The 26,321-nt window shown below is 61.4% G+C and carries 25 protein-coding genes; 10 read left to right on the forward strand and 15 right to left on the reverse strand.

Annotated elements, in window-relative coordinates; all coding sequences use genetic code 11:
• Positions 1-41: 41 nt before the first annotated feature.
• Positions 42-308 carry a hypothetical protein gene (locus tag KI612_RS07000; protein WP_226443099.1) on the reverse strand — a complete coding sequence of 89 codons (267 nt, stop codon included), beginning with the start codon at positions 306-308 and terminating at the stop codon, positions 42-44.
• Between the two features lie 217 nt (positions 309-525).
• Here KI612_RS07000 and KI612_RS07005 point away from each other — a divergent pair, with 217 nt between their 5' ends.
• The 4 genes from KI612_RS07005 (at position 526) to KI612_RS07020 (ending at position 2,214) form a co-directional block, all read left to right on the forward strand.
• Complete coding sequence (locus tag KI612_RS07005) at positions 526-738, forward strand: hypothetical protein (protein WP_226443100.1); 213 nt, start codon at positions 526-528, stop codon at positions 736-738.
• Positions 739-878: 140 nt separating this feature from the next.
• On the forward strand, positions 879-1,202 hold the full coding sequence (locus KI612_RS07010) for a thiosulfate sulfurtransferase GlpE (RefSeq protein ID WP_226443101.1): 324 nt from the start codon (positions 879-881) through the stop codon (positions 1,200-1,202).
• Positions 1,199-1,567 carry a hypothetical protein gene (locus KI612_RS07015; protein ID WP_226443102.1) on the forward strand — a complete coding sequence of 123 codons (369 nt, stop codon included), beginning with the start codon at positions 1,199-1,201 and terminating at the stop codon, positions 1,565-1,567. The genes KI612_RS07010 and KI612_RS07015 overlap by 4 nt, the downstream gene beginning before the upstream one ends.
• Positions 1,567-2,214 carry a glutathione S-transferase family protein gene (locus tag KI612_RS07020; protein WP_226443103.1) on the forward strand — a complete coding sequence of 216 codons (648 nt, stop codon included), beginning with the start codon at positions 1,567-1,569 and terminating at the stop codon, positions 2,212-2,214. The genes KI612_RS07015 and KI612_RS07020 overlap by 1 nt, the downstream gene beginning before the upstream one ends.
• A gap of 6 nt (positions 2,215-2,220) precedes the next feature.
• On the opposite strand, the gene KI612_RS07025 is transcribed toward KI612_RS07020, so the two are convergent.
• Positions 2,221-2,808, reverse strand: coding sequence for a response regulator (locus KI612_RS07025; protein WP_226443104.1), 588 nt, complete (start codon positions 2,806-2,808; stop codon positions 2,221-2,223).
• 264 nt (positions 2,809-3,072) lie between these two features.
• Here KI612_RS07025 and KI612_RS07030 point away from each other — a divergent pair, with 264 nt between their 5' ends.
• Positions 3,073-3,456 (forward strand): DUF302 domain-containing protein, encoded by a 384-nt coding sequence (locus KI612_RS07030; protein ID WP_226443105.1) that lies wholly within the window; start codon positions 3,073-3,075, stop codon positions 3,454-3,456.
• 7 nt (positions 3,457-3,463) lie between these two features.
• Here KI612_RS07030 and KI612_RS07035 read toward each other — a convergent pair whose 3' ends face one another.
• On the reverse strand, positions 3,464-4,339 hold the full coding sequence (locus tag KI612_RS07035) for a hypothetical protein (protein WP_226443106.1): 876 nt from the start codon (positions 4,337-4,339) through the stop codon (positions 3,464-3,466).
• Positions 4,340-4,679: 340 nt separating this feature from the next.
• Between KI612_RS07035 and KI612_RS07040 the strand changes: the two genes are divergently transcribed.
• A complete protein-coding gene (locus KI612_RS07040) occupies positions 4,680-6,290 on the forward strand; it encodes a methyl-accepting chemotaxis protein (protein ID WP_226443107.1) in 1,611 nt (536 codons plus the stop codon).
• Between the two features lie 55 nt (positions 6,291-6,345).
• Here the strand turns inward: KI612_RS07040 and KI612_RS07045 are convergent, their stop codons facing one another.
• From KI612_RS07045 to KI612_RS07060, 4 genes are all read right to left on the reverse strand, one after another.
• The gene (locus KI612_RS07045) at positions 6,346-7,338 is read right to left on the reverse strand and encodes a GSU2403 family nucleotidyltransferase fold protein (protein WP_226443108.1); all 993 of its coding nucleotides are present in this window, start codon (positions 7,336-7,338) and stop codon (positions 6,346-6,348) included.
• Between the two features lie 85 nt (positions 7,339-7,423).
• Positions 7,424-9,808, reverse strand: a complete 2,385-nt coding sequence (locus KI612_RS07050) for a putative bifunctional diguanylate cyclase/phosphodiesterase (protein WP_226443109.1) — start codon at positions 9,806-9,808, stop codon at positions 7,424-7,426.
• Positions 9,808-10,224: a type 2 periplasmic-binding domain-containing protein gene (locus KI612_RS07055; protein WP_226443110.1), complete on the reverse strand. Its 417-nt coding sequence runs from the start codon at positions 10,222-10,224 to the stop codon at positions 9,808-9,810. Before KI612_RS07055 ends, KI612_RS07050 begins: the two co-directional genes overlap by 1 nt.
• Positions 10,225-10,231: 7 nt before the next feature.
• Complete coding sequence (locus KI612_RS07060) at positions 10,232-11,440, reverse strand: hypothetical protein (RefSeq protein WP_226443111.1); 1,209 nt, start codon at positions 11,438-11,440, stop codon at positions 10,232-10,234.
• A gap of 355 nt (positions 11,441-11,795) precedes the next feature.
• On the opposite strand from KI612_RS07060, the gene KI612_RS07065 reads away from it, so the two are divergent.
• Complete coding sequence (locus KI612_RS07065; protein ID WP_226443112.1) at positions 11,796-12,584, forward strand: alpha/beta hydrolase; 789 nt, start codon at positions 11,796-11,798, stop codon at positions 12,582-12,584.
• Positions 12,585-12,592: 8 nt separating this feature from the next.
• Here the strand turns inward: KI612_RS07065 and KI612_RS07070 are convergent, their stop codons facing one another.
• A complete protein-coding gene (locus KI612_RS07070) occupies positions 12,593-13,405 on the reverse strand; it encodes an AraC family transcriptional regulator (protein WP_226443113.1) in 813 nt (270 codons plus the stop codon).
• Between the two features lie 70 nt (positions 13,406-13,475).
• Between KI612_RS07070 and KI612_RS07075 the strand changes: the two genes are divergently transcribed.
• Positions 13,476-14,687 carry an MFS transporter gene (locus KI612_RS07075; RefSeq protein WP_319002993.1) on the forward strand — a complete coding sequence of 404 codons (1,212 nt, stop codon included), beginning with the start codon at positions 13,476-13,478 and terminating at the stop codon, positions 14,685-14,687.
• Positions 14,688-14,950: 263 nt separating this feature from the next.
• Here KI612_RS07075 and KI612_RS07080 read toward each other — a convergent pair whose 3' ends face one another.
• From KI612_RS07080 to KI612_RS07090, 3 genes are all read right to left on the reverse strand, one after another.
• Positions 14,951-15,490 (reverse strand): hypothetical protein, encoded by a 540-nt coding sequence (locus KI612_RS07080; RefSeq protein WP_226443114.1) that lies wholly within the window; start codon positions 15,488-15,490, stop codon positions 14,951-14,953.
• A 66-nt stretch (positions 15,491-15,556) separates the two neighbouring features.
• Positions 15,557-16,072 carry a tetratricopeptide repeat protein gene (locus tag KI612_RS07085; RefSeq protein ID WP_226443115.1) on the reverse strand — a complete coding sequence of 172 codons (516 nt, stop codon included), beginning with the start codon at positions 16,070-16,072 and terminating at the stop codon, positions 15,557-15,559.
• 114 nt (positions 16,073-16,186) lie between these two features.
• On the reverse strand, positions 16,187-16,933 hold the full coding sequence (locus tag KI612_RS07090) for an SAM-dependent methyltransferase (RefSeq protein WP_226443116.1): 747 nt from the start codon (positions 16,931-16,933) through the stop codon (positions 16,187-16,189).
• Positions 16,934-17,036: 103 nt separating this feature from the next.
• Between KI612_RS07090 and KI612_RS07095 the strand changes: the two genes are divergently transcribed.
• Positions 17,037-18,074 carry an IS630 family transposase gene (locus tag KI612_RS07095; RefSeq protein WP_226440294.1) on the forward strand — a complete coding sequence of 346 codons (1,038 nt, stop codon included), beginning with the start codon at positions 17,037-17,039 and terminating at the stop codon, positions 18,072-18,074.
• A 5-nt stretch (positions 18,075-18,079) separates the two neighbouring features.
• Here the strand turns inward: KI612_RS07095 and KI612_RS07100 are convergent, their stop codons facing one another.
• From KI612_RS07100 to KI612_RS07115, 4 genes are all read right to left on the reverse strand, one after another.
• Positions 18,080-18,520 (reverse strand): hypothetical protein, encoded by a 441-nt coding sequence (locus KI612_RS07100; RefSeq protein ID WP_226443117.1) that lies wholly within the window; start codon positions 18,518-18,520, stop codon positions 18,080-18,082.
• Positions 18,521-18,630: 110 nt separating this feature from the next.
• On the reverse strand, positions 18,631-19,632 hold the full coding sequence (locus KI612_RS07105; RefSeq protein ID WP_226443118.1) for a DUF4917 family protein: 1,002 nt from the start codon (positions 19,630-19,632) through the stop codon (positions 18,631-18,633).
• A 117-nt stretch (positions 19,633-19,749) separates the two neighbouring features.
• Positions 19,750-20,124 carry a hypothetical protein gene (locus tag KI612_RS07110; RefSeq protein ID WP_226443119.1) on the reverse strand — a complete coding sequence of 125 codons (375 nt, stop codon included), beginning with the start codon at positions 20,122-20,124 and terminating at the stop codon, positions 19,750-19,752.
• 63 nt (positions 20,125-20,187) lie between these two features.
• On the reverse strand, positions 20,188-25,872 hold the full coding sequence (locus tag KI612_RS07115) for an alpha-2-macroglobulin family protein (protein WP_226443120.1): 5,685 nt from the start codon (positions 25,870-25,872) through the stop codon (positions 20,188-20,190).
• A 128-nt stretch (positions 25,873-26,000) separates the two neighbouring features.
• On the opposite strand from KI612_RS07115, the gene KI612_RS07120 reads away from it, so the two are divergent.
• A complete protein-coding gene (locus KI612_RS07120) occupies positions 26,001-26,315 on the forward strand; it encodes a hypothetical protein (RefSeq protein WP_226443121.1) in 315 nt (104 codons plus the stop codon).
• Positions 26,316-26,321: the final 6 nt, after the last annotated feature.

Below are 26,321 nucleotides of genomic sequence, written 5' to 3' on the forward strand. Positions count from 1 at the left end.
ATGGCGCAGGGGGGATTCTAGGGCAATTGGCCGGCCCGCGTTCAGGCGGCGGCGAGGCCCTTGCGCAACAAGTCGTCGACCAGGGCGTTGAGGTCGAGCTGACGCGCCGTGGCTTGGCTGCGCAGGGTATCGGCGAGTTGCGCATCGAGCTTGACGGCGAAGGGGATCAGACCTTTCGCCTGGTCGAGCTTGCGCTGTTCCTTGCGGTCGACCGTGCCGCCCTGGGCAAAACGGTCGGGCGTGCCGGCCTGTTTCATGCGGCCGTCGATTTTTTGCGAAAGGCTCTTGTAGAGATCGGTTTTTTTCATGGGGGACTCGGTAGGGTGGCCTGTCGGCGCGGGGCAGTCCGGGAGATGCAATGCGGGGCGTCTGCGGAGGCAGAAAGCGATGGGTCGCCATACCGGGCAAGGCTGTTATGTGGCGTGGCAGACAGAGCGGCCGCGCCGGCAAGGGGTACAAGGATAGCGTCTGCCCGCAGCCGGCGGGAATGTTTCTGCCCGGCTGCACTTTTCCGGAGGAATGATCATGAAGAAAACAGCCGTATTGATGCTCGTCGTTGTCGCCAGCCTGCTGTCCGGCTGCGTCGTTTACGATAATCCGAACCGCGCTGGCGGCCCGCGTCATGGCGAGCGCGACCGGGATCGCGATGGTGTGCCCGACCGCATGGATCGCGACCGCGATGGCGACGGCGTGCCGAATCGCCAGGACCGGCGTCCGGCCGATCGCGACCGCTACTAGCCGGCAGCGTCGTGTCGCAAAGCCGACAAGCGCTGCGGCCGCGCCGGGCCGGCAGGCCGCCCGGCCTTGTCCGGCGGGGCGGCGGCTTTCTGGCATCGGTCTTGCGTCGACCGCTGCATCCGCCTACTCGCCTTGACGCCATGACCGCTGCTCAACCCACCCCTTACCAGTGCATTTCACCTGCGGCGGCCGCCGCCCTGATCCGTTCGACACCGAATGTGACGATCTTCGACGTGCGTGATCTGGCCAGTTACCGGCTCGGTCATGTCGAGGCGGCAGCGCATCTCGCCGAGGATCGCTTTCTCGCCTGGTCGAAGCGACTCGACCAGGAGCAACCGGTGCTGATCTATTGCTACAAGGGCAATGCCAGCAAGACCTACGCGCAGATGTTCTGCGATTTCCGCTTCAGCAATGTGTTCAGCGTGGACGGCGGTTACCAGCCGCTGGCCGAGGCGCTGGCGTGATTGCGGCGCACGTTGAACGCTGGGTTGCGGCCAATCCGCTGGCGCCGATCGAGGTCGATTGTGCAACGGCGGTGATGCTCAAGATTCTCGATGGCAAGTGCAAGATGGCGGCCGACGAGAAGATCGTCATGGCGCATCTCTACGACGCGGTGCGGCATCTGCCCGGGGGCAGCCTGGGCGAGGATAGTCATGCCCTGATCGGGCGTGCCCGCGGCCAGGACGACGAGGCGCTGAAAAACTTCATTTACGAGCAGCGCGTGCTCGCCGAAACGGTGATCGGCCGGCTGGTGATGAAGGCTTTCAAGGCGATGATCCGGCAGCGCGGTCTGCTCGCCATCGACGTGCCGGTGGAGGACGACGCCTGATGAAACGCTTCTACATGACGCCCGGTTCGTGCTCGACCGGCATACACATCCTGCTTGAAGAATGCGGCCTGGTCTTCGAGGCCTGGATCGTCAATCTGCTGGCCGGCGACCAGTACAAGAAAGACTACCTGGCGATCAATCCCAAGGGCAGCGTGCCGGCCCTGGTGCTCGACGACGGCAGCGCGCTGACCGAGTTTTCGGCGATTGCCTGGTGGCTGGCGAAAACCTGTCCGAAACGCAAGCTGCTGCCGGAGAGTATCGAAGGCGAGGTGCGCGTGCTCGGCATCATGAACTACGCGGTACATACGCTGCACACGCAGGGTTTTGCCCGCATCTTCACCACCGAGCGCTTTTCATCGAGCGCAGCCGAGCAGGAATCGGTCAAAGCACAGGGTCGCCAGATCATCGACCAGGGCTTTGCCATCATCAACCGCGAACTGGCCGGCCGGGATTACGTCGTCGAAAATTTCGGGATTGCCGATGCGGCGCTGTTCTATGTCGAGTTCTGGGCCGACCGGACCGGCATTCCGCTGCCGGAAAACTGTCTCGCCCACTATCGCCGCATGCTGACCCGGCCGGCGGTGCGCCAGGTGCTGGCCGAAGAGGGCTACGCGGCCGTCCTTAAACAGGACGGCCAGGCAGGCTGATGGTGCTCAGACGGCTGCCGTCGTGGCGACGGCAGCGGCCGATATCTCTGCGCCGGCCTGGGCCAGCGGGTGGGCGCGGCGGGGAATGAAATTGTCGTCGAGCAGGCGTTCGATGCGAAAGAACGCTTCGTGCCGCGAAAAGGGCTTTTTCATGAAATCGTCGGCGCCGATGCGGGTGCCGAAAAACTGTTCCATCGCCTGTTCGTTGCCGCTCATCATGATCACCGGGGTTTCGCGCAATTCCGGATCGCGGCGGATGGCGCGCAGGGCGGCGAAGCCGTTCATGCCGGGCAGCACGATGTCGAGAAAGACCAGTTCGGGTTTGTGTTCATGCATCAGCAGCAGGCCGGCTTCGGCGTCGAGCGCCTCGTAGACTTCGTAACCGGCCGAGCGCAGGAATTTGCGCAGCACCGTGACGATGGTTTTCGAGTCGTCGATGACCAGGACCCGGGTGCCTTCGCGGGCATTGATGCGCGGCTTGTGGCGGCGTTCCTCGATGGCCTGCTCGAGAAACGGGGCCGGCTCTTGTGCGCTTGCCGGTAGTGTGTCGCTGCTGCCGCCAAAGAGGCGCCTGATGAATTCAAATATTCCCACGACTGTTCCCTCAATCGAATACTGCTGTGTCTGGCAGCCTGTCTCGGCCGTTCCAGAACTTTGGAAGAATATCAAGCGGGCTATTCTATGATGCGCCCTGCATTTTTTCGAGGGATTTCTTGATCCCTGCTTCCGAAAGTCCGGAAATGCCCTGTTTTTACAGGTTGACCGGTAGCTGTCATTACCCGCGTTTGCCGTTGTGCCGCAAGGCGTCCATCTCCTCTATCATTCGCCCCTGTCTTGTTTGAGCCGCAGGGAGTGCCCGTGTTTTACATCGTTGAAAGCGACAAGTCCTTCTACGAAGTGACCTTCGATCTGGAGCCGGTCATCCAGCGCCTCGGCTTCAGCGTGCTGCAGGCGCATGACTTCGGTGAAATGCTGCGCAGCAAGGACATCGATTTCGACGACGAGTGCAAGGTCTTCGAAATTTTCAATTTCCGCCAGACGGAAAAACTGCTCAGCCAGGACATGCGCCTCAGCCTGGCCTTGCCCTGGCGGATTTCGGTCTATACCGAGAACGGTGCGACCAAGATCGGCCTGATCAAGCCGACGGCCTTGCTCGCCACGCTGGCTCCCGTTGCCGACTGGGCCAGGCTGGCGCGCGAGATCGAAGAGCGGGCGATCCAGATCGTCGACGAAACGCGCTGAGCCCGGCTTAGTCAATTGCGGCTGCCGCAGCCTCGGCCTTGCCGCTGAAGGCGGGGCCGCTGATTTCTGCTGCCGTCAGGCCGCGATTGACGTCCAGCCCGGTCAACCGCCAGTCATGCACGGCGAGGCCGGGAATCGGCTTGCGCAGGCGTTCGTGAAAGCGCGTCGGCCAGGTGACGCCGGCAATCTGCCGGTGTTCGAAGAAATCGACCTCGGCAATCGCGCCCTGGGTGGATTCCAGCCCTTCCATCGTGAAGCGCACGCGGCGCAGCAGATGCTTCTCGCGGTCGAAGAACAGCTGGTAGCGATCTTCCGCCGACAGCCCGTGGCCCGGCCGGCGCACGGCGATGATGCTGAGGCAGGCACGGCCTTCGACTTCCTCGTCCGGCCCGCTCGCCAGGCTCAGGTTGCCTTCCAGAAAATAGAAAGGTCCGCTCAGGAACATGCGGTAGCCATCGGCGACCAGCGCCGCAGCGGCGAGCGCCTCCTTGTCGCTGCTTGCCGTGCCGTTGTAGCTGACCTGTATGCCATCGACACTTCGCACCACCTGCTTGCTGCCACCCGGGCCACGGTGCTGCTGGGCGTTCAGCGGGCGCGCGCCGAGGATCAGGCGCTCCTGTGAAGTCTGGCGAAATTCGGCATCGATCAGCGTCGGTTGCAGGCGCTTGACCAGTCCGGCCCATTCGCCGGCATAGCTGATGTTGATATCCCGGATCTGGCGGAAAGCGGCAAGGCCATGGGCTTCGGCCGAAGCCTGCAGCACGGCGCGTGCCGCCGGCTGTTCGCCGCTGCTGTCGGGCTGCGGGATGCCGCGCGAGCCGCAGGCCGCCAGCAAGGGCAGGCAGAGCGCGAGCAGGATGAGATGAAAGCGGGTTGGGTGCATGGCATTTTCCTTGGCAGGGCTGGACGGTCGACCGTTGAAAAATGGCCTTTTTCAGTGGTCGACCGGTGCGGGTTTGGTTGCTTTGCCTTGATTGTCGATTTTGTAATTAATATCACATTTGGAAGACATGCGATATCGGAATTTTGTTCCCGGTATTTGGCGATGAGCCCGGAGGTAATGCAGTCCATTTGCACAGATCATCGCGGAATGTACGCAACTGTTACCTATGGCAATGTATTTGATTACTAGTTAACTGGTAATGCTGGTTCTGTGATAAAAACCTGTTTCTATCGCTGCAATATGCAGTTGTTGTGTTGTATTTGTTAAAAATGGGGGTTTTATGAGTATTGCGCAACGGATTGTTCTGCTCATCGGTCTGGCCGTTGCCGGATTGATTGGCTTGGGAGGATTCAGTCTCTATCAAATGGCGACCATCAACAAAGGGGTGCGTCAAACCAACGATATGACCTTGCCCAGCATTCGCACCCTGGAGACTGCCCAGGTCGCTTTCCTGCGCGCCCGTCCGCGCTTGCTCAGCATTCTGCTCAACACCGAACCGGAAAAGCGGGCGGAGGACGAGAAACAGTTCCGTGAGCGCATGGCCGAGATGAACAGTGCCTTGAACGAGTATGAAAAATTGATTTCCGACGACAAGGATCGTGAATATCTCGAGAAGGACAAGCGTACGGCCGAAGCCTACGCCGGCTTTGCCGAGAAATTCCTTGCCGTGGCACGTCAGGGCAGGCGCGAGGAGGCGATGCAGATTTCCGCCAGCGCGGCTGATACGGTGAATAACTTGTCAAAGGCACTCGTCGAGCATGGCAAATACAACCATGATGTTGCCGCACAGGAAGCAAAGGCCGCCTATGGCGTCCATGAGCGTGCGATAACCCTGGTGATCACGGCGGTAATCCTGATCGGCCTGCTGGTCGCCGCCATCGGTTTCATCATCTATCGCCATGTGGCCGGCGGGATGAGTGAAATGGTCAGCATGTTTGCCCGCATCGAGAGCACGCTTGACTTCACGACCCGTCTCTCCGTCAAGGGCCATGATGAACTGGCGCGCGTCTCGGTCGCCTTCAACGGCCTGCTTGAGCGCCTGCAGCAGAGTTTCCGCCAGATCACCAGCCGCGCCGAATCGGTCAACAATGCGGCCCAGCGGGTTTCCACGGCGGCACATCAAATGTCGGTGGCCTCGCAATACCAGAGCGAAGCGGCGTCCAGCATGGCGGCTGCGGTCGAGGAAATGACGGTGAGCGTCAATCACGTCGCCGACCGTGCCGAGGATACCCGCCGTCTGGCCAGCAACGCTGGCGCGGTTGCCCAGCGTGGTGAAGGCATCATCAGCGCCACCGTCCAGTCGATCAACGGCATTGCCCAGACGGTGCAGGGCGCATCCGGTGAATTGAGCAACCTGGAGCAGCAGAGTGAAAAAATCTCCAACATCGTTTCGGTGATCAAGGAAATTGCCGACCAGACCAACCTGCTGGCGCTCAACGCGGCGATCGAAGCGGCGCGTGCCGGCGAGCAGGGGCGCGGTTTTGCCGTGGTCGCCGACGAGGTGCGCAAGCTGGCCGAACGTACCGGCAAATCAACCCAGGAAATCGCCTCCACCATCCAGCAGATGGTGGCCGGCTCGCAGGCTGCCGTGCACAGCATCCAGAGCGTCGAAGGTGCGGTCACCGCCGGTGTCGGCTACGCCGAGCAGGCGAGCAGCGCGATGCAGGAAATCGGCAGCGGCTCGGCCGATACGGTCGGCATGGTCAGCGACATCACCAGCTCGATCCGCGAGCAGGGTGTGGCCAGCACCGAGATCGCCCAGCAGGTCGAAAAGATCGCCCAGATGACCGAAGAAAACAGCGCCGCCGCGCAGTCGACATCGAACACCTCGGAAGAACTGGTCAAGCTGGCGCAGGAAATGCACCAGATCGTCGCCCAGTATCGCGTCTAAACGTTTCAGACCAAGCACAGGCCGGCTCCCGCAAATGCGGGGCCGGCCTTTTTATTTAGGGTGATGTGTCCCGGAGGGCTGCTTCAGGCAGCAAATGCGGCAGATATTCTGTGACCAGCAAATCAACCACTGCGGCTTGGCGTCTGTCTCTGGTTTTTTTCAGGTTTTCCCGGTCATCCTGTTCGGACAGCCAGCGCTTGAATTGACTGAATGTCACCGGCGAGATCGTGTTCATGCGTGCCATGTAACCGGCACTGGAAACGATGACGCTGGAAAACCTCGGCGCGTTCAGCAACATGCCGGCGTTGCGTGCCTGGGTCACCCAGAAGTCATCGTCATCATCGGACAATCGAATCGGGTGCGGATCGTTCTCGATGGCTTCTCTCCGGAGAATATCGACCTCGAAACCCTTGCTGTTCACCGCGGTGTATTTTTGCTCGCTCCGGATCGAGAAAGTCGGGTCAACCTGGCGCAGGATGCCAACCATGGAGGATCCCAGGACCTTCATGCTGCTGACAAATTGCACGCGTTTGCGCGTGTCCCAGAGCAGATCGACATCGCGTGTTTCCATCGCATTCGAGTCCATGATGCGGACCCCGGCGGCGATTTCGTAGGCGTACAAGGCATGTGTGCCGACCACGGTGAAATATTCGGCAAGCCCGGCTTGATCAAGCCGGTTCAGGATGTCCACGACAATGCCCGGGGCGCGCCCGACATGGAGCGCCCGATTCAGGCGCTGGTTGATGCGCATCCGCTCACGCAAATCGGTTTCGCGCTGCTCGGCGGCGATTTTTCTGGCGGTGAAATTGGCGTAGATTGATTCGGTTTCAGCCGATCTCGGCCCCAGGCTTTTCTGGCTGTTGGTGGGCGAGGTGCGAATCAGGTACTCGGTCTGGCCTGCGCTTTTCCAGTACATGCCGCCGCGAACTTCTCGCACTTCCTTGACTGCGCTTTCCCATGCCTGAAAAGTCGATTTTGCATCGATGTACTGGCGCTTTGCACCGTCATCGAGCTCCATCAGGTCAAGCAATTTCGGTGTCTTTTCCATAAATCTGAATTTACACGGAAATTTCTTTTATTTCAATTGACTATGTGTTTTTTCCGGCAGGTCTGTTGCGGCCGGGTAGGGGGGCTCAGGCCTGAGGGATGGCCTGGCCGTCGATGCTGGCCACCTGTGCCAGGAACTGCTCGATCGGCAGCGGCCGCGAGAAATGGTAGCCCTGGCCGTAGGTGCAACCCAGGCTGCGCAGCAGGTCGCGCTGTTCGGCGGTTTCGATGCCTTCGGCGACGACGCTGAGCTGCAGGGCGTCGGCCATCATGATGACGGCTTCGATCATCACCCGGTCGCTGGCGACCTGGCTCATGTCGCGGATGAAGGCCTTGTCGATCTTGACGGTATCGACCCGGAAGCGCTTCAGGTAGGAGAGCGAGGAGTAGCCGGTGCCGAAATCGTCGAGATAGACGCGGAAGCCGGCGCTCCGGATCGCGTCCAGCCAGCGCAGGGCATCGTGCGACTCGCCGATGAGCAGGCCTTCGGTGATCTCGAGGCCGAGACGTTGCGGCGCAATGCCGTGGCGGGCAGCGATCTCGCTCACCTTGGCCGGGCTCAGGCCGTCAGGAATCTGCCGGGCCGAGACGTTGACCGTCAGGCTGAGGTCGAGGCCGGCAGCCTGCCAGTCTGCCAGTTGCTGGCAGGCGGTTTCCATGCACCACAGGCCGATTGCGTTGATCAGGCCGGTCTGCTCGGCGAGCGGGATGAAGTTGTCGGGCGGCACCAGGCCGTGCGTCGGGTGTTGCCAGCGGATCAGCGCCTCGGCGCCGACCACGCGCTGGCTCGCCAGATGCACGATGGGCTGGTAGAACAGGCGCAGTTCGCCGCGCTGCACGGCAAGGCGCAGATCGTTGGCGAGGTTGTGCCGGTGCTCGATGGCATGCCGCATGTCCTGGTTGAACAGGCTCCAGATCTGGCCGCCGCGGTGGCGCGCATCGTTCAGCGCCAGCTCGGCGTTGCGCAGCAGGGCGGGCAGGCTGGTCCCGTCACCTGGGTAGAGTGTCGCCCCGATGCTGGCGCCGAGGCAGGTTTCCTGGCCGCTGACCGAGAAGCGCTCGCCGAGAACGCGCAGGATGCGCTGGCAGATGCTGTCCAGCTTGCCCGGCTCGTCGATGTTGGGCAGCACGACGGCGAATTCGTCGCCGCCGACGCGGGCCACCCAGTCGGTGTTCTTGATGCAGGAGAAAATGCGCGCCGCAAAGCCGATCAGCACGCGGTCGCCGGCCGGAAAACCGAGCGCATCGTTGAGCTGCTTGAAGCCTTCGAGATCGATCAGGAGCAGGGCGAAGTGCTGATCCTGTGCCTTGGCGATCTCGTTCGCCCAGAACTCCTCGAACCCCTGGCGATTGGCCAGGCCGGTCAGCTGGTCGGTGATCGCGGCGCGCTTGGCGGCCAGCTCGGCATTGCGCCGGCTGGTGACATCGCTGACGATGCCTTGCACCATGCAGCCACCGATCGGCGTCAGCGCCACGTTCAGCCAGCGCTGTGGCGTCACGCTGCGGAGCAGGGCCAGGTCATCGGCGACGGCAGCGTTGCTCTCGATGCAGCGCTCGATCATCTGGCGCAGATGAGCCGTATCCGTCCAGGGCAGGGCGAACAGCGAGCGGGGGGCGGCGTGGTCGGCAGCCGGCAAGGGCAGGCCGGTCAGCTGGGCCAGCGAACGGTTGTAGGAAGTCATGTCGCCGAGTGCGTCGGCAATGAAGATACCTGATTCGGCATTTTCGAAAATGTCGCGGTACTTGCGCTGGTCTACCTCATGCCGAAAGTGCAGGCGCTGCTCGATTTCGAGGGCGCTGACCAGGCGGGCGCTCAGCGCATTGATGTCCCGGGTCAGCAAGCCGAAGGCATTGTGTTCGTGGCCGGGCGGTGCGGCCAGCTGCTCGCCGCCGGCCGGGTCGAGCTGGTTCAGGCGCTGCGACAGCTCGGCGATCGGCTTGACGACCTGGCGCAGCACGGTGAGGGTCAGGGCAATGGCGACCGCGACGATCAGCAGCAGCATTTGCAGCGCGATCTGGCGGCGCGCCTGGGCGACCAGGCTATCGATCGCGGCACCGTCGGGCTGCAGCGCAATGTTGCCGACGATCGTGCTGTTCTCGAAGGGCGAAACAATATTGCGGTGTATCGGTTGACTGCCGAAAACGGCCTGTTTTCCCTCTGCCGAATTGCGTTCCAGGTGCGCCAGCATTCCCTTGTCGGAACGAATGTCGACTGCCTGGACTTCGCTGTTCCTGAGCAGGCCGCGCGCCACCTCCATGGCCAGTTCCTCGTTGCCGACGAAGCAGGCGACGCGGACGGTATCCTCGACGGTATCGAGCAACTCGCCGAGGCGCCGGTAGGCGTCCGCTTCGGTCTGGCGGGCAACGTTGATCGACATCGCCAGCATGATCAGGCCGCCGACCAGCAAGGTGATGACGATGATGTTGCCGACGGTGCGCCCGAGCAGGCTGCGTTGCCACAATTCGCGCATCAGCGTCCTGGCTCGAAAATGACCCGCAGGCGGCGATCCAGTCGCGTCGAATCGATATAGCCGATCGCTTGCGGATTCTGCAGCAGGGTGTCGATCAGCTTTTCGTGGCTGTCGATCTGACGCGGCGGTGTGGTGCGCCCGGTGAACAGCAGGCGCGCCCAGTAGGCATTGATCTCGGCCCGGCTCTTGCCGGTCAGGCGCTCGTAGAAGGTGCCGCTTTCCGGGGTCAGGTCGAGCGGTTCGGCGAGCTTGCCGCTGGGCAACTGGCGATAGCGCCCGAGGTAGATGTTGATCAGGTCGTCGCGCTTCAACTGGCCGATCTCGCTGTCCTGGCGAACCACGACGACCAGTTCGCCGGCGCCCGCGACAGGCGGGAGCAGAAGCAGAAGGAGGCCGAGGAGGGCGCGTAGTCGCATGATCGGGCTAGAAGACGAAATCCATGGCCATGGTCAGCACGTTGGTGCGTCCGTTCCAGTTGCTGCTTTCGTTGCGGAACGGAAAGACCGAGCCCGGTTTGCCGCGTATCGCGTCGAACTGGATCTTGAGATCCATGTTCTCGCGAAAGTCCCAGCGCAGGCCGAGCGAGGTGGTGTGCTGATCGGCGTGGCTGTCGGCAAGCACCCTGGCGACGCCGGCATTGAGCTCATCGAAGGGGGCGCCGCCCGGCAGGCCGGTACTCAGCGAACGTGCCTTGGAACGTATCCACGAATAACCGGCGAAAGGCGTCAGGCTGCCGATCCGGTAGCCGGCCAGGAAATAGCCGGACTGCCAGTTCTGGAAAGACTGGCTGCCATGGCGGGCGCGACTGACCATGAACTGGACCTGCCACGGGCCTTCGTCATAAACGGCCCCGAGCGAGTCGAAGCGGCTCGTCGAATCGGCCACGTCGAGGGCGCGCGCCGCCGCAACCGCCGATGGCATGCCGGTTTGCTTCAGGCCACTGGTCAGTTCGTCTATGGGCAGGTTGTGGCTGAACTTCAGTTGCGAGCTGCTCAGGCGCACGGTCCACGCGCCGCTTTGCAGGCTGATGTTGCCGCCCAGCATGCGCGAGCCTTGCAGGTTCCAGCTGCGGTCGGCAAGCGGCAGCTTTTCATTCAGCCAGCCGCCATGGAGGCGCGTGCGCAGCAGCAGATCGCCAATCGGCAGGACCCACTGCGCATCGGCACCGTCGATATGCGCGAAGGGCAGGACGCCGAAATAGTCGGCCGACGGACGGACCGTCAGGTAGGTGTAACCGACATGGCGCGAATCGGCATACATGTAGAAATCGGTGGCCAGCCGGCCGAGACGAAAGCTGCTGTGACCATTCGGGTCGTAGCGCACGAAACCCCACATCAGTTCCGGGTCATAGCTGCTGCCAATGTGATAGCGGCTGATCCCCTGCGCGATGACGGCCAGCTGGTCGCTGAGCACCCAGTTGGCCTGCAGGCCGATCAGCGAGTCGACATTGGCGCTCCATTCGCCCTTGCTGCCATGCGGTTGCGAAAGATCGCGCACGAAACCGGCACCGTTTGATGAAGAACGGGTCATGCCCAGCGTACCGAAACCATTCAGGCTGAAACGGCTGGCCGTCTCGCTGTCCTCCGCCTGGGCAGCCGTATGCACGCCGAGCGCAAGCAGAGCGGCGAGCAAGGACTGGTTTGTATGGTTTTTGTAAATATTTCGCATGGAAAGGTAATTTACCAGATTCGTACTGGATATAAGGCACTAATTCAATACACATTTCCATGACATTGCTTCCGCTCCGGGCGGCGCCGGTCGACGCCGGCTGGCAGGCGGAAATCAGCCGTTCGGGACGCACGGCAGCGAGGCCGGAATATGCCAGTGAAGGGGGCTGGCACCTGAGCGCATCGGCCTCGCGAGGTGCCCGGCATGCGCTTGCCGGCCGCTCATTGCCAAGGCTTTCCGGGCGAGGCTGCAAGGCATTTGTCACGAAACCGGGTTAAATTGGCGTCTTGCTTCTTGTTGTCAGGATTTTTCGATGTTGATGCCCAGTCTTCACTTTCATCCGGCCCGTGAAACCGCCGGCCGGCCGCCGCTGTTCTTCGTGCATGGCGGCTACAGCAACTCCTCCCTGTGGGATGTGCGCTTCATTCCCTATTTTGTCGAGCAGGGCTACGACTGCTACGCGCTCGACCTCTCCGGGCATGGCCGCAAGCCGGAAGATCGCGAGCATCTCGACGATTTCGGCATCGACGATTACGTGGACGATCTGGTCGCCGCGATGACCCAACTGCCGGTGACGCCGGTGCTGATTTCCCACTCGATGGGCTGCCTGGTCAGCCAGCGTTTTCTCGAGCAGGGCACGGCGCGCGGCGTCGCCTTCCTGGCGCCGGTGCCGTCCACGGGCACGGCCGGCACGGCCAGCCGCTTTGCGCTGACCATGCCTGATTTCTTTGCCGAGCTGCCCAATGCGGTCAACGGCACGGCGAGCGAGAAAACCATGCGCACCATGGCCAGCGTCTATTTTTCGCCGGCCATGCCACCGGAAGAAACGCTGCAATACCTGCCGCTGATCCAGCCCGAATCGGAAAAGGCCGTCGCCGAAATGGTCACCTCGCCGCTGCGCCGTGCCCGCGGCCGCGCGAGAATCCCGGCGCTGGTCATGGGCGGCTCGGCCGACCAGGTCTTTCCGGCCTCGATGCTTTATTTCACCGCCGCGTCATGGAATGCCAAGACCGTGATCATCCAGGGCGCCGGCCACATGCTGATGCTCGACCCGCAATGGCCAGACGCCGCCGGCCAGTTGCTCGACTGGCTGGAAAGCCTGGCCTGAGCCAGCGATCAGGCGGCTGACCCGGCCGCTTCCCCGGAAAAATAGCGGCGCGGCTCCATGCCCAGGGTGCGCTTGAACATCGCGGTAAAGGCGCTGGCGCTGCGGTAGCCGAGCTTGGTCGCGACCAGTGCGACCGGCACGCCGTTGGCCAGATGGCCGAGCGCCTCGACCAGGCGCGCCTGCTGCCGCCACTGGCGAAAGCTCATGCCGGTTTCTCGCTGGAACTGGCGGGCTAGCGTGCGGCTGCTCGTCGCCTGCTGCTCGGCCAGGGTTTCCAGGGTGGCGCGGCTCTCCGGGTTGTCGACCAGTTCCTCGCACAGCTTGTGCAGGCGCGGCTCGGCCGGCATCGGCAGGTGCAGCGCCGGGATCTTGAGAAAGCGCAGTTCGCTCAGCACCAGCGTCGCGATCTGGCCGGCCCGGCCGGCCTGGTCGTAGGCGAGCGGTTCGTCGAGCAGGGCGAGGATCAGGGCACGCAGCAGCGGGCTGACGTCGAGCAGGCAGCAGATGTCGGGCAGGTCGGGCGCCGCGTCGGGGCGGATGTACAGCGTGCGTATCTCGACCGGGCCGAGCATGATCACGCGGTGCGGCGTGTTGGCAGGAATCCACACGCCGCGCACCGGCGGCACGACCCAGCTGCCGGCCTCGGTTTCGACGCGCATGACGCCGCTGCCGGCGTAGATCAGCTGGGCGCGCAGATGGCTGTGCACCGGCGTTTCGCCGCCGCGGTAATTGCGCGCCTTGGCGGTCACCGGGTGGGGCAGGGTCTGATGCTGGTCGTCATGGCCGCAACTCATGGTCGGGCCGGCGATTGTCCAATTCACGATATTTTCTGTCCGGACATGCTGGGATCGGTCATTCTAGACTGGCGTTCCAGTAATCTGAAAGACCCCAATGGAAAAGACACTTACCGCCGACGCCACACCCGCCGCGCCGGACGCCCTGAACGCCACCACCTACCCGGTGATTGCCGCGATCAGCTTCTCGCACCTGCTCAACGACATGATGCAGTCGGTGCTGCTTGCCATCTACCCGATGCTCAAGCTCGGCCTCAACCTCAGCTTCGGCCAGATCGGCCTGATCACGCTCGCCTACCAGCTGACCGCCTCGCTGCTGCAGCCGCTGATCGGCCTGTACACCGACCACCGCCCGAAACCCTACTCGCTGCCGCTCGGCATGGGCTTCACGCTGGTCGGCCTGTTGCTCCTGTCGCAGGCCGGCAGCTTCGCCGCCGTGCTGGTGGCGGCGATGACCATCGGTATCGGCTCCTCGATCTTCCACCCGGAATCCTCGCGCGTCGCGCGCATGGCGGCCGGCAGCCAGCCCGGCCTAGCGCAGTCGGTATTCCAGATCGGCGGCAACCTCGGTTCGGCGATCGGGCCGCTGCTCGCCGCGCTGATCATCGTGCCGTACGGGCAGGGCAGCGCCGCCTGGTTCTCGCTGTTCGCGCTGATCGGCCTCGTCGTGCTCAGCTTCGTCGGGCGCTGGTCCAGCCACCATGTTGCCAACTTCAAGAAGCGCATGAAAGCGCAGGTCGACAACGGCCTGACCCGGCGCCAGATCGGCTGGTCGCTCGCCATCCTCGGCCTGCTGATGTTCTCCAAGTTCTTCTACATGACCAGCCTGAGCAGCTATTACACCTTCTACCTGATGGACAAGTTCGGCCTCGAACTCGGCAGCGCGCAGCTCTACCTGTTTGCCTTCCTCTTCGCCGTTGCTGCCGGCACCGTGCTCGGCGGCCCGATCGGCGACCGGGTTGGCCGCAAGCGCGTGATCTGGGTGTCCATCCTCGGTGTCGCGCCATTCACGCTGATCCTGCCGCACGTCGGCCTGTTCTGGACCGGTGTGCTCTCGGTGATCATCGGCATGATCCTCGCCTCGGCCTTCTCGGCCATCCTGGTCTACGCCCAGGAACTCATGCCCGGCAAGGTCGGCGCCATCTCCGGCCTGTTCTTCGGCTTCGCCTTCGGCATGGGCGGCATCGGCGCCGCACTCCTCGGCCAGTTGGCCGACGCGACCAGCATTGAAACGGTCTACCAGGTCTGCGCTTTCCTGCCGTTGATCGGTCTGCTGACGGCGTTTCTGCCGACGATCAGGAAGGCTTAGGGCGCTATCGGTCGACGGTGGAAAAACGCGGTTTTTTGGCGGTCGACCGGTAAAAACGGGTGAAAAGCAAAAATGGCGCGGATAAATCCGTTGTCGCCGAGTCACGCGCTTCTATGCGTGACTCGGTCTGGGGAGATGCAGTGTGACATTGCGCTTGAGCGCGCGCCGCGTGCCGGAGGCAGTCAAAATGAACAACTTCGATTGATTAAAAAACCACAATAATTTTTAATTTGATCTGGTCAATTTTATTTTTACTATGGCCATCATTGCCTATGAGTGATTTCCCGCACGATTTCACCCGAGATACTCTGGATTTGCTTGCTGATCATCGGGGCGAAAATGCCGCCACCTGCCGAAGATGATGTTTTGTAGTTGCGTGTGCCGACAGGTGTCTTGCTCGGTAATTCAAAGAACGATACGTCTGCATCAACAAATGCGTTCCCTGTCATGATTCCGAACATGAATCTAGCTCCCTGCGAGACATAGCGGTAATCAATGACCTTGATGACGACGAGTGTCTGGTTCTTTTGCGGCACTTCGGCGCTTGATTCCTGATATGAAATTGCCATTCCATGTTTCTCCGCCGCATCTTTCATTGCTTCCCGCCATTCCTGGCGAAGCTTTTCCCAGTCTTCCGACGTTGTTGCGAGATCAGAGCCACTAACAGTCAGCACAATGCTTTTAGCAGCACCTTGACTGATTGCTAGTCGGCTCTCTGATTTCGAGGTACGTTCAACGGTTGCTGCGCATCCGGTCAGAACTAGTGCGCTAATGACGATGAGAGCTTTAAGAGGGATAGGCATATTTTTAGAAAAATAATGTGGAAGATTGCCAGCCTATGCGGCTTTTCGCGCAGGTCCGGTTCATTACTAATGAAGATGCTGCTGGTGAATTGCCTCTGAAGCGACTTCCGACAGCATTTTCTCCAGAAATGGCTGGACCGCAGATTCGAATCGAGCATCAATCTCCGCTGCCTTAAGAAAGTGCGGGCGCGCAACTTGGAAGTCTTTCTGAGCATAAGCAGCTAGCGCCAAATACCAATGAAGGGCAGCGTCGTTTGGGTAAATGGTCAATTGCTCCTCGCAGTCTTTGATTACCGCAAGCGTGTCTCCATTTCTGTATTGGAGGTCGATTGACGCAAGTGCCTCATTGGCCTTCTTTCTCTCTCGTGACGCTCGACTTCCATCCCAACTCATCACGCCGATTACGACGAAATAGAGAATGAACAAGGCAATTAGGTAGTAGGGGCTGTCGAGAAAGTTCGATATGACTCCCCGGCCTGTATGGTCGGCGGGAGCCAGCATTGAAGAAATGATGGGAAGTACGGACAGGAAGAGAAGTACTACCGGCATCAACCTTGAGCGATCGAAATGACGCTTCTTCATTTGCGCAACCCCGAGCACGGATTACCAAGGTTCAACAAAGTACATGGCTCCTTTAAGATCCCCCTCGACGCTGTAGAAAAATAGCATCCATGTCGTCATCGTGCCGTGACCCCTTCACCGCAACATCAGCGCGAACACGCCCCAGCCCAGATATTCTCGCGTGTAAGTGGCGTAGCGCTCTGGTTCTGAGGTCAGCTGGGCGCGCACCTCTGGCGCCAGCTCGTCGTCGGGATTGGCTTCAAGCCAGCGGCGCATGGTCAGCCATTTGGCCGCTTCGTACCTGTCCCAGCCATCCTGGTCGGCGAGAACCATTTCGACGACGTCACAGCCAAGCTCGCGGAAGGATGCGAGCAGTGCCGGCAGCGTGTGGAAGTCGGAGATCGAGTGGGCAAGACAGCCCTGGGCAAGCTCTTCCGTCGGCGGCAACTGCCGCCAGTAGGGTTCGCCGATGAGGATGATCCCGCCGGGGCGCAGGCTCTGCGCCAGAAGCGCTACCGTGCCGGAAAATCCGCCCGCGATCCAGGTGGCGCCGACACAGGCTGCGATATCGACCTTCTCGTCGGAGACATAACCGGCCGCATCGGCATGGATGAACCCGACCTGATCGGCGACGCCGAGTTCTTCGGCGCGGCGTTTCGCTTGCTCGGTAAATAGCTGGCTCATGTCGACGCCGGTGCCGGTCACGCCATGATCGCGCGCCCAGGTGCACAGCATCTCCCCCGAACCGCTGCCGAGGTCGAGCACTCGTGCCCCCGCTTCCAGCCGCAGCGCCGCGCCGAGCGTGGCGAGCTTGTCGGGCGTAATCGGGTTATGGATGCGGTGCGCGCTTTCAGTGATGTTGAATATTCGGGGGATGTCCATGGCGGGAGGCTTTGGGGCCGGTCTTATTTGTTTGAAAATGCGGAATTGATCTTGTAGGTATTAACCTGGCAAATAGATAGGGCGTTTATGTTATGATATTTGCATGGATAAAGAAGATGCCCGCAAGCTCAGGCCAGAGCAACAAAAGGAGAAGCGCAAGATAGCGCTTCGCATGCGAATGAACGGACGCGAATTTGCCGAGATTGGATTAGCGGTCGGAGTACATTCCCGTACGGTCCAATATTGGTGGTCGCGCTACCAGGCAGAAGGCCTCAAGTCGGCGGTAGAAGGCGGCAAAAGAGGCACGGAGATTGGTGAGCGACGCACACTCAGCGTGGAACAGGAGTGGGCAGTGCAGCAGTTGATCAGCGAGAAAATGCCTGACCAACTCAAGCTTTCCTTCGCGCTCTGGACACGGGCAGCAGTTCAGGAGTTGATCCATCGTCGTTTCAAGATCGACATGCCGATTCGGACGGTCGGTGAGTATCTCAAGCGCTGGGGTTTTACACCGCAGAAGCCGTTGAAGCGGGCCTATGAGCAGAAACCTGAATTGGTGGAGGCTTGGCTCAAGGAGAGTTACCCACGCATCGCCCGGCGCGCCAAGGACGAAGGGGCGGAGATTCACTGGGGTGACGAAACGGGCATCCGTAGCGATTGCCAACATGGCCGGAGCTATGCGCCAGCGGGAAAAACACCTGTTCAAAGGGTGCCCGGCAGCCGGTTTGCCACGAACATGATCTCCACGGTCACCAACCAGGGGAAAGTGCGCTTCATGCTCTATCGGGAAACGATGACGGCCACTGTCCTGATTCGATTCCTTGCACGCCTGGTTCGTGATGCTGGACGCAAAGTGTTTTTGATTCTCGACAACCTGCGAGTGCATCACAGCAACAAGGTTCGGGACTGGTTGGAAAAACATACCGAGCACATTGAGTTGTTCTTCTTGCCCGCCTACGCCCCGGAACTCAATCCGGACGAGTATCTGAATTGCGACCTGAAGGCCTTGGTTCATGGCGGAAAGCCTGCCAGGAATCGGGATGAACTGGAATCAAAGGTGCGAGGTGCAATGATGAAAATACAGAATCGCCCAAAACGGGTTATGTCCTATTTTAGACACCGAAAAATCCAATATGCCGCGTAATGAACCTATTGGATTGCCGGGTTAATATCAAGGTATTTTGAATAATTGGTAAATGAAGAATTTACTTTTGGATTAGACATCAACTCCTGCATGGCTAACTTGCCAATAGCGGCAAAGGCAGATTGAAAGGATGCAGCACCTTCTTTCTCCATTGCCAATTTTGCTTGCGATCTACAGTTTTCCGTCATCAGGCGCGTAACTATCGAGGCCAACATGCGATCCGCTTCTTCACGGTTTGCATCGGTAATATTCGAGAGGTCCTGCATGTCCGGGTGCGCCGACATACCTATAAATACCCACTTGGCCAAATCCTTCCGCTCTTTGCCTGTGGTGTTGTCAGACAGGCAAGTGCTTAATGCCTCTGTAGCAGGCCCTGCGATTGCGGATGATGTAAGCGTCGCTGAGCCAATAATGATGGCAAGCAGAGTCTTGGTGATTTTGTTCATGGAATTGTTTTTCATGATTTGCGGTTCTGGTGGTTTAGTAATCAGGATATTCTGAATGCGTAACGTTGGAAATAACCGGATCGCTTTAGCGAGTCCGGTTGATTGACTTGTTAGGCGCCATGATTCCAGCAGCCATTACTATCGCAATCAAAAAAATCCACATGAATATGTGGTCCTAAGGTTTCTCTTACGATTTGATAAGACTTATTGCAATAAGCTTGGTCATTTCCGTAAACCGATATTGCTACGCGCTGAATCCCAGTATTTGTCATCTTTCGTAAAATATGGATATCGTGCTCTCCTAAGCCCCAGCCATAAATTGTAAGGTCTGTTTTGGGGGCTGGGAATACTTCTCTGTATACAGTTGAAAGATAATAGCTATTTTGGATGGCGGAAATTTTTTGAAAGGCAGTGCCTTCGCTGACAAATAATGGAATAACTTGCTCGCTCTTCCAGAGATTAAGTATTGACCCCAGCAATCCAATTCCTTGAGCATTAATTTTTGATTCTTGCTCAACGGCATTTCTGCAAAGAATTAGACTGCCATGCGGGTAAAAAACTAGTGTTATTGCTCTGTCGTGAAAGCCAATTGATTGGCGGAATCTCTGCCAGTTTTCATCAAAGTAACCACTCACGAAGCAATCTTTAAATGAATGTTGGTCGCGTATATCCAATCCATACGTCATCGTCCAATAGACAATCAAGTCATAGTTGAGCGAAATGACCGTATCGAATCTCTTTAGGAAGTCATAAATATTTGGTATTTGATCCGAGATATCATTGTATTCTGGATGTATATCGCGAACAGTCTGTATCAGGCTTTCGCGTACCCTGATATATGCGTTGTGAGTTATTGCATCAGGTATCTGTAGTGCTCTGTTTACGTTTGACGCTTGCCAAACGAGACGTAGGACTAACTCAAAATCATTGGTTTGAAAGAAGCCAAATAATTGTTGGACATCGTTTGGCAGAAGGCCGTTGTTTAAAGCATGCTGAAGTAGGGAAGCATAGGCAAATCGTGGGCTAACAGAGATGCTAGCGCCGTTTCCAAGAATAATTGTGCCTCTATAGTTTGCGGAAATATTTGCCCATGGTTGTATTTCAAATGGCACAGAATTCTCCTTGGCGCCTAACGTGAAGTAAACGTCATAGTAAAAAACCAAATCCAGCCATTAATAGCCAAATCCGGACATATCTTTCCATTACTGGACATCAACAAATTTCCATATCTAGGCATCTGCCACCACCCGCATTTCCAGCCCCAGTGCCTTGACGGTTTTCAGCGGGAGTTGCCAGAGTTTGTGTTCCGGATGCCATTTCCCGCCCGCTTTCTTGACGCGTTCGCGCAGCTCGGTTTCGCCGTAGCCGATGCGTAGCCAGGCGGTGGGTTCCGGTTCTGCCGGTTGGGTTTCGACGATGATTTCGACCGTGGTCAGCTTGCGTTTTTGTTGCGGGTCGAGGCGCTGGCGGATGCAGACCAGGGCGTCGCCGTAGCGGTCGACGAGCGGCCCGGTGCCGGGGGCGCCGGGCGGCAGTTGAGTGAGGATGCGGGCGTTGTCGAGGTATTCGGGAGACAGCGTCGGGCGGGGTGGTGCAGCGGTCATCGTTTTCCGGACGACGAAGGAGGAACGGTCAGGTTAATTGACCGCTGCATATGGCGCAAGCATTCACTCGCCCACGACGATCCTTCCATTCGGCATTTCGCCAAAAACGTCAGGGGCATACATCGCTTCGACGCGCGTCGGCGGCAGGGCGAAGTTGCCGGCATTGTTGAGGCGCAGGGTGTATTCGATGTTGAAGCGGCCTTTCGGCAGCATGGCGTAGTAGGCGCGGAAGGCGCTGAAGCTGCGCTCGACGTAGGTCGGCCACATGCCGCGGCTGCTGCGGTTTTCGCCGAGGCCGGCGATGGCCGAGTCGCGGCCGTCGCCGTCGCCCATGATGCGCGCGCCGGCCGGGATCGGATCGGAGAGGGCGACCCAGGTCATGTCGTTGTCGGCATCCACGGTCAGCGTGACGCGCCAGAGGTCGCCGCGGCTGATCTTGCCCGGCGCCTTTTCCTGGATGGGCGTGACCTTGCGGCTGATCCGGTAGCCCATGGCGCGGGCCGGGCCGTCGGGAATCGCGGCGAGCAGCTGGATGGTCGCCCACGGCTTGCCGCTGCCCTGGTGGCTGATGTTCAGCTTGTCGTCCTTGCCCGGTGGCGTTGGCCAGGGAAGGTTGAGCGGCGCGGCGGTTTCGCCGGCGGCGAGCTTCTTCCAGTCGAGTTCGGCTTTTGCCTTGGCGAGGCTGGCCTGCGTGGTGCCGGCCACCGGTTCACGTTCGAATTTCTGCGCAAAGCGGTCGAGGGTGACGCGTGCCCAGGCGTTGGCCGTGGTGGTCAGCCAGCGGCCGCGCACCTGGCGTTCCATGGCGCCTTGCACGAGGCGCGGCAGGTCGTCCTTCCAGTCCGGGTCGTCGAGCATGGCTTCGATCAGTCGGAAGGCGTTGGCGTCGGCGCTGAGCATCATCCACCAGCCGTAGTCGTCGCGCTCGCTGGTGAAGACGAGGCGGCTGCCAGCGTAGCTGAGGCGGTTGCGCAACTCCTGTTTCGCGTCGGCGAGTTTCTTGTCGCGTTGCGGCAGCTCGGGCAGGGCGCGCGCGATCTGCACCCAGTCGATCAGCGCAGCGGTCGACAGGCGCAGCGGGTCGATTTCCAGCGCCGCGGCGGCGCGGGTCGGCTTGCTGCCCTGGCGGACGAGGGCTGCGAGCGCGTTCAGGCGGCGCGCCAGCGAGTAGTCGCCGGGCGCCCATTCACTGGTCTTGATGCGCCCTTCGACAAAGGCGGTGAGGCCTTGCAGCATGCGCTGACGGCTGTCTTCGGGCAGCGTGAAGCCAGCCAGCGTGACCAGGTCGAGCAGGTAGGCGGTCAGTGTGGCGCTGCCGCCGCTGCCGGGGAAGTAGCTGGCCAGCCCGTTGTTGTCGAGGTAGCCGGGCAGGGTGTTGGCGATGTCCTGCCAGCGCTTTTCATCGTGCAGGCCGACGGCGACCGAGGTTTTCTGTTCCAGGCAGCCGAAGGGGTATTCCTCGAAGAAGCGCTTGAGGCCGGGTGGCGGCGTGGCGAGCCTGGGCGACAGGCTGATTTCCAGCCCGCCCTTGCCGGGTAGTGCGCCGGCCGGCGGCGTGACCGGTACTTCAAAGTTGCCGGCAATGCGCGTGAAGCTGGCCTGCTGCACCGTGACCGGCACGGCGGGGGCGATCTGCTGCGTGATGCGCAGCGTGTCCTGGCCATTGCCGCCTTCTTCCTTGGCGCTGAATTCCCATTGCTGGCTGCTCACACCCTCGGCGGCGCTGATGTTCCAGCTCAGTTCGCCGGCACTTTCCGGGGCCAGCGTGAGTTTTTGCGCGGCGAGCAAATTGGCCCCGTTTTTGCCGTTGACCGCTACGACCATCTGGCGCGCCGTGCCGTTGCGCAGCGTGAGCAGCGCCTTGAAGGTATCGCCTTCACGCACCAGCGGCGGCAGGCCGGAGATGATCTGCAGGTCCTGCTTGGTCTTGACGCTGGCGCTGCCGGTGCCGAACAGGCCGGCACCGGCGGTGGCGATGCCGACCAGCTTGAATTCGCTCAGCGAGTCGTTCATCGTCACCTTGAGCGTGGCGCTGCCGGTGTTGTCGAGCACGACGCGCGGCTGCCACTTGAGCAGGGTGTCGAACAGCTCGCGCGCCGGGGCGCGGCCGCCGCCACCGCCGGGCGGCAGGGCTTTCTTGCCGAAGTGGCGCTTGCCGATCACCATCGATTGCGCGGTCGCCGTTTCGACCTCGTAGCCGCGCTTTTGCAGCATGGCGTCGAGCAGGTTCCAGCTGTCGTTCGGGCGCAGTTCGAGCAGCGCCTGGTCGACGGCGGCAAAGGCAACTTCGGTGCCGGCCGGGGCGGGTTTGCCGTCCGGCGTCGTGACCTTGATCTTCACCGTCGCTTCTTCGCGCGGCCGGTAGTCGGTCTTGTCGCTGCTGATATCGACCTTGAGCCTGAAGCCCTCGGTGCCGACGGCGATTTCGGCGAGGCCGAGGCGGTAGGCGGGCTTGGCGAGGTCGACCATGGCGGTCGGCTGCTCCGGGTTCCACCATTCCTTGAACCAGCTCAGCGGTTCACGCCAGCCCCAGTCGAAAAACGAGTACCACTTGAGCGGCTCGACGCGGCCGCGCACGGCGAGCACCGAGACGAAAACGTTCGGCCCCCATTCCGCCTTGACCGGCAATTCGACCATCGGCTTGAAGCGCGACAGCGGCTGCACGAAGGTTTCGATGATGCCGGAGGTTTCCACCGAGATCAGCGCGGTCGCTTCGCGAAACGGCGTGCGCACCTGGAAGCGCGCGGTGTCGCCGGGTGCGTAGGCCTTCTTTTCCGGGATGACGTCGATGCGGTCCTGGTTGCCGGCGGCAAACCACAGGTCGCCGGCGCCGGTGACCCAGTAGCTGGTGCCGGCGCGGGCGATGTTGCCGGCGTTGTCTTTCGCTTCAGCAAGCAGGTAGATCGAGCCGGATTCGCTGCCCTTGGGTTCGCAGAAGAGCAGGCCGCGGCTGTCGGTGGTGCCGGCGCAGACTTCGCCGAGATCCTTGTATTCGCTGTTGTTCTCGTAGGCGTAGAAGCCGCCGACGATGCGCCGGCGGTGGCTGCTGTCGATGCGGCGCTTGGCCTTGACGCTGACCTGCTGGCCGGCGAGCGGCTTGCCGGCGGTGTCGAGGGCGACGATTTCGACGCGGTTCTTGCCGCCACTCGACGCCCAGTCGGCAACCTTGATGCCGACGGTGAGCGCGGCCGGCCACAGTTCGACGCGGCCGTGGATGGTCTGGATCTCGCCGTTCGGGTCGGCAAAGCTCATTTCGGCATAGACCTCGCTCGGACCTTTGGGTTTGGCTGGCAGCGTGACGTCGAGCTTGCCGGCGCCGGCCTTGTCGAGGGTCAGCGCCTGGCGGTCGAGGATCAGGGTTTCGGACTCGCTGTCACCGTCGATCTTGAAGGCGGCGCGCTCCTCGTCGTTGAAACCGAGCTGGAAGCTGTAGGCCTCGTAATGCTTGTACACCGGCCAGCGCGGGCGCAGCGTGGCGGAGACTTCGACTTCCGCATTCTTCGCGGCGCCGCCGTTCAGGAAGGACAGGCCGAGCGCCAGCGGCACCTTGGTCGGCGCCACCTGGCGGCCGGGCACGCCTTGCACGCTGCCGGTGAACACCGGCAGGCGGAAGTCGGCGACGCGGAATTCGCCGCTGTAGATTTCGCCGCGCTTGCCGCCGGAGAGCACGATTTCGTAGGTGCCGAGCTTGGCGGATTCGGGCACTTTCCAGGTGTTGACCGCTGAGGCCTGCGCATCCCAGCTGATCGGCTGGGTGAATTCGGTGCCGGTCTCGTTGTGGCGGATGACCAGCTTGTCGGGCAGGCCGGCCAGCTCGGGCAGCGTGAAGCTGCGGCTGTTGCGGCTGCGCGCGATGTGCTTGAAGGAGGCCGTCTGGCCGGGCCGGAACAGGCTGCGGTCGAGGATGCTGTGAATCTTGAATTCGCCCGTCTCGCCCCAGGTTTCAACGCCGAAGCGCCAGGGTTCGATGCCTTCGTTCCAGTCCGAGCGCACGAAGCTGTAGTCGCCGTTGAGGCGGGCGCTGGCGAACAGGAAGTTGCTGCCGTTGCGGCAATTCGGCACGCGCAGTGCCTGCTCGACGAGGGCGCGGCCTAGGCGGTCGGTTTTGCCCTGCCACAGCGAACTGCCGTCGCAGCCGGAAATGGCGATCACGGCATCGGCCACCGGCTTGCCGGAGTCGAGCGCAGTGACCCAGACCAGCGCGTTGTCCTTGCCGGTTTTCAGATGCACGGCGAGGTTGGTGACCAGCGCCGCGGCGCGCACGTACATCGGCTTGGGCGTCGCGAGCAGCGCGGTGCCGAGCAACTGGCTCTCGATTTCGACGATGTGGTAGCCGGGTTTGCTCAGCGGAATGCCGACCACCTCGAATTCGTTGCTGCCGCCCGGCTTGGGCAGGTCCTGGCGGCTGACGCCGGGGCGCCTGGCGAGGAAGGAGAGTTCGCGGGCGTAGTAGGGGTCGTAGCGTTCCTCCATCTTGCCGTCGATGAGCAGGCGGACCTTGCCGCTTTGCTGCTCGAACTTTTCCAGGGCCTGCATGGCGGCGATCACGTCGGCGTCTTCGGTCAGGCGCTGTTCGCTGAAGCGGTGGCTGCCGGGCAACGCCAGGCGGGCCGTCCTGAGCGCCGCCTCGACATTGCGCAGGGTGACCGGCAGCAGGCCGCCTTCCTTCAGTTCAAGAATGCCGAAACCGCCGGGGAACTTGGCGAGCGGCGGCAGGCCGCCGGTTTTCGTCTTGAGCGGGAAGCTGGCGGCATTGGCGAGTGGGCGGCCGGCGTCGTCCTTGATGCCGGACGGAATCTCGACGGTGATTTCTGCGTTCTGCGGCAGTGGACCGGGGAAAGTCACGCTCTGGAAGGTGCTTTCGCGGGTTTCGTTCTTGGCATTCGGATCGAGCGGGGCGCGCGGGCCCTCAGCGGTCAACAGGCGGAATTTGGCCAAAAGCTTCGCATCGAAGGGCGCATTGAAATTGAGGGTGAGCGCCGACAGCGGTGAGCAGGGTGCGCCGGCCTTCTCGCGCTCGCAGTTGAGCGTCGCCTTGAACGGCTCGCGCACCTTGTGGGTGAAGCTTTCTTCCTTCTCGGTCGGCGTGCCGTTGCTGGCCTGGATGCCCTTGCCCCAGACCAGTTTCATCTTGCTGCCGCTGGGCAGGCGCTCGGCGCAGGCGACGACGAGCGGCGCGCTGCCCATGTTGCCGACATGTTCGAGCACGGCGGCGCGGATGTCCTTGCTCACCGGCCGCGCCGGGATGCGCTGGCCGACGCCTTCGGCTTCGCACCACAGGTTGTTGTCCAGTGACTTCGGGTCGAGCATGGCGCCGCCGTTGATGACAAAGGCCTGGTCTTCCTCGATGCCGGAACCGGGCGCCGGCCGCAGGCTCCACGGACGCGGCGCGGCGCCGCTGAATTCGAAGCGGTTGCGGCCGTTGACCGCCTCGCCGTTCACAGCGGTCAACCCGTTTTTGAGGGTGAAAATGCAGCGCTCGCCGGGTTGCAGCGGCCGCGCCATCTGCCAGGCCCAGGTCCGCTCGTCGATCCAGCGCTCCTCGCCGGCAATGCCGGCGCAGTCGATGGCAAACGGGGCAGGCGCCGATGTCGCGCCGAGCGCCACCAGCGGGCCGCTGAAGCGCGCCGTGACGCGGGTCTGGCTGGCGACCTTGCCCTGCGGCTGGAACTGCTGGACGGTGGCGGCCTGGGCGGCGGCGCTGACGAGCAGGAAACTGGCGAGAACGAGCGGGCGAAGTGAGGTCATGGTCTGGGTGCGGGTGGAAAGTCGGTGGGCATGCGGCGAGCATGGCGAGTGTGCCACAGAGCGCCGCGAATTCGACAGCGGCGCGCCCGGCAGCTATCCTGCGCGCTTTGAAAATTCAGGGGATTCCCATGGGACAAGCCAAAAACCGCGGCTCGCAGGCCGAACGCATTGCCCAGGCGCAGGCCAAAATCGCCGCCAGCAAGCCGGAAAAGCTGGTCTGCAACGGCTGCGGCGCCGACGTGACGCAGATCCACCCGGTCGACACGCGCGGCCTGCGCGGCATCGAAGCGATCTGGGTCGGCCAGTGTGAATGCGGTCAGACGACCTTCGCCGCCTCCGGCGAACCGAAGGCGGTCGATGCCTTCTTCTTCGCGCTCAGCGAAAACTCCGAACTGACCCTGGGCAGCCAGAGCAAGGACGGCGAGCAACACACCACGGCCTGAGGGCTG

The sequence above is a fragment of the Quatrionicoccus australiensis genome, assembly GCF_020510525.1.
Taxonomy (GTDB): Bacteria; Pseudomonadota; Gammaproteobacteria; order Burkholderiales; family Rhodocyclaceae; genus Azonexus; species Azonexus australiensis_B.

Excerpts from the sequence above, each read along its gene's own strand:
- KI612_RS07000 (WP_226443099.1), bottom strand. The coding sequence starts at position 308 with ATGAAAAAAACCGATCTCTACAAGAGCCTTTCGCAAAAAATCGACGGC.
- KI612_RS07005 (WP_226443100.1), top strand. The coding sequence starts at position 526 with ATGAAGAAAACAGCCGTATTGATGCTCGTCGTTGTCGCCAGCCTGCTG.
- KI612_RS07010 (WP_226443101.1), top strand. The coding sequence starts at position 879 with ATGACCGCTGCTCAACCCACCCCTTACCAGTGCATTTCACCTGCGGCG.
- KI612_RS07020 (WP_226443103.1), top strand. The coding sequence starts at position 1,567 with ATGAAACGCTTCTACATGACGCCCGGTTCGTGCTCGACCGGCATACAC.
- KI612_RS07035 (WP_226443106.1), bottom strand. The coding sequence starts at position 4,339 with ATGCACCCAACCCGCTTTCATCTCATCCTGCTCGCGCTCTGCCTGCCC.
- KI612_RS07040 (WP_226443107.1), top strand. The coding sequence starts at position 4,680 with ATGAGTATTGCGCAACGGATTGTTCTGCTCATCGGTCTGGCCGTTGCC.
- KI612_RS07045 (WP_226443108.1), bottom strand. The coding sequence starts at position 7,338 with ATGGAAAAGACACCGAAATTGCTTGACCTGATGGAGCTCGATGACGGT.
- KI612_RS07050 (WP_226443109.1), bottom strand. The coding sequence starts at position 9,808 with ATGCGCGAATTGTGGCAACGCAGCCTGCTCGGGCGCACCGTCGGCAAC.
- KI612_RS07055 (WP_226443110.1), bottom strand. The coding sequence starts at position 10,224 with ATGCGACTACGCGCCCTCCTCGGCCTCCTTCTGCTTCTGCTCCCGCCT.
- KI612_RS07065 (WP_226443112.1), top strand. The coding sequence starts at position 11,796 with ATGCCCAGTCTTCACTTTCATCCGGCCCGTGAAACCGCCGGCCGGCCG.
- KI612_RS07075 (WP_319002993.1), top strand. The coding sequence starts at position 13,476 with ATGGAAAAGACACTTACCGCCGACGCCACACCCGCCGCGCCGGACGCC.
- KI612_RS07080 (WP_226443114.1), bottom strand. The coding sequence starts at position 15,490 with ATGCCTATCCCTCTTAAAGCTCTCATCGTCATTAGCGCACTAGTTCTG.
- KI612_RS07085 (WP_226443115.1), bottom strand. The coding sequence starts at position 16,072 with ATGAAGAAGCGTCATTTCGATCGCTCAAGGTTGATGCCGGTAGTACTT.
- KI612_RS07090 (WP_226443116.1), bottom strand. The coding sequence starts at position 16,933 with ATGGACATCCCCCGAATATTCAACATCACTGAAAGCGCGCACCGCATC.
- KI612_RS07095 (WP_226440294.1), top strand. The coding sequence starts at position 17,037 with ATGGATAAAGAAGATGCCCGCAAGCTCAGGCCAGAGCAACAAAAGGAG.
- KI612_RS07100 (WP_226443117.1), bottom strand. The coding sequence starts at position 18,520 with ATGAACAAAATCACCAAGACTCTGCTTGCCATCATTATTGGCTCAGCG.
- KI612_RS07110 (WP_226443119.1), bottom strand. The coding sequence starts at position 20,124 with ATGACCGCTGCACCACCCCGCCCGACGCTGTCTCCCGAATACCTCGAC.
- KI612_RS07115 (WP_226443120.1), bottom strand. The coding sequence starts at position 25,872 with ATGACCTCACTTCGCCCGCTCGTTCTCGCCAGTTTCCTGCTCGTCAGC.
- KI612_RS07120 (WP_226443121.1), top strand. The coding sequence starts at position 26,001 with ATGGGACAAGCCAAAAACCGCGGCTCGCAGGCCGAACGCATTGCCCAG.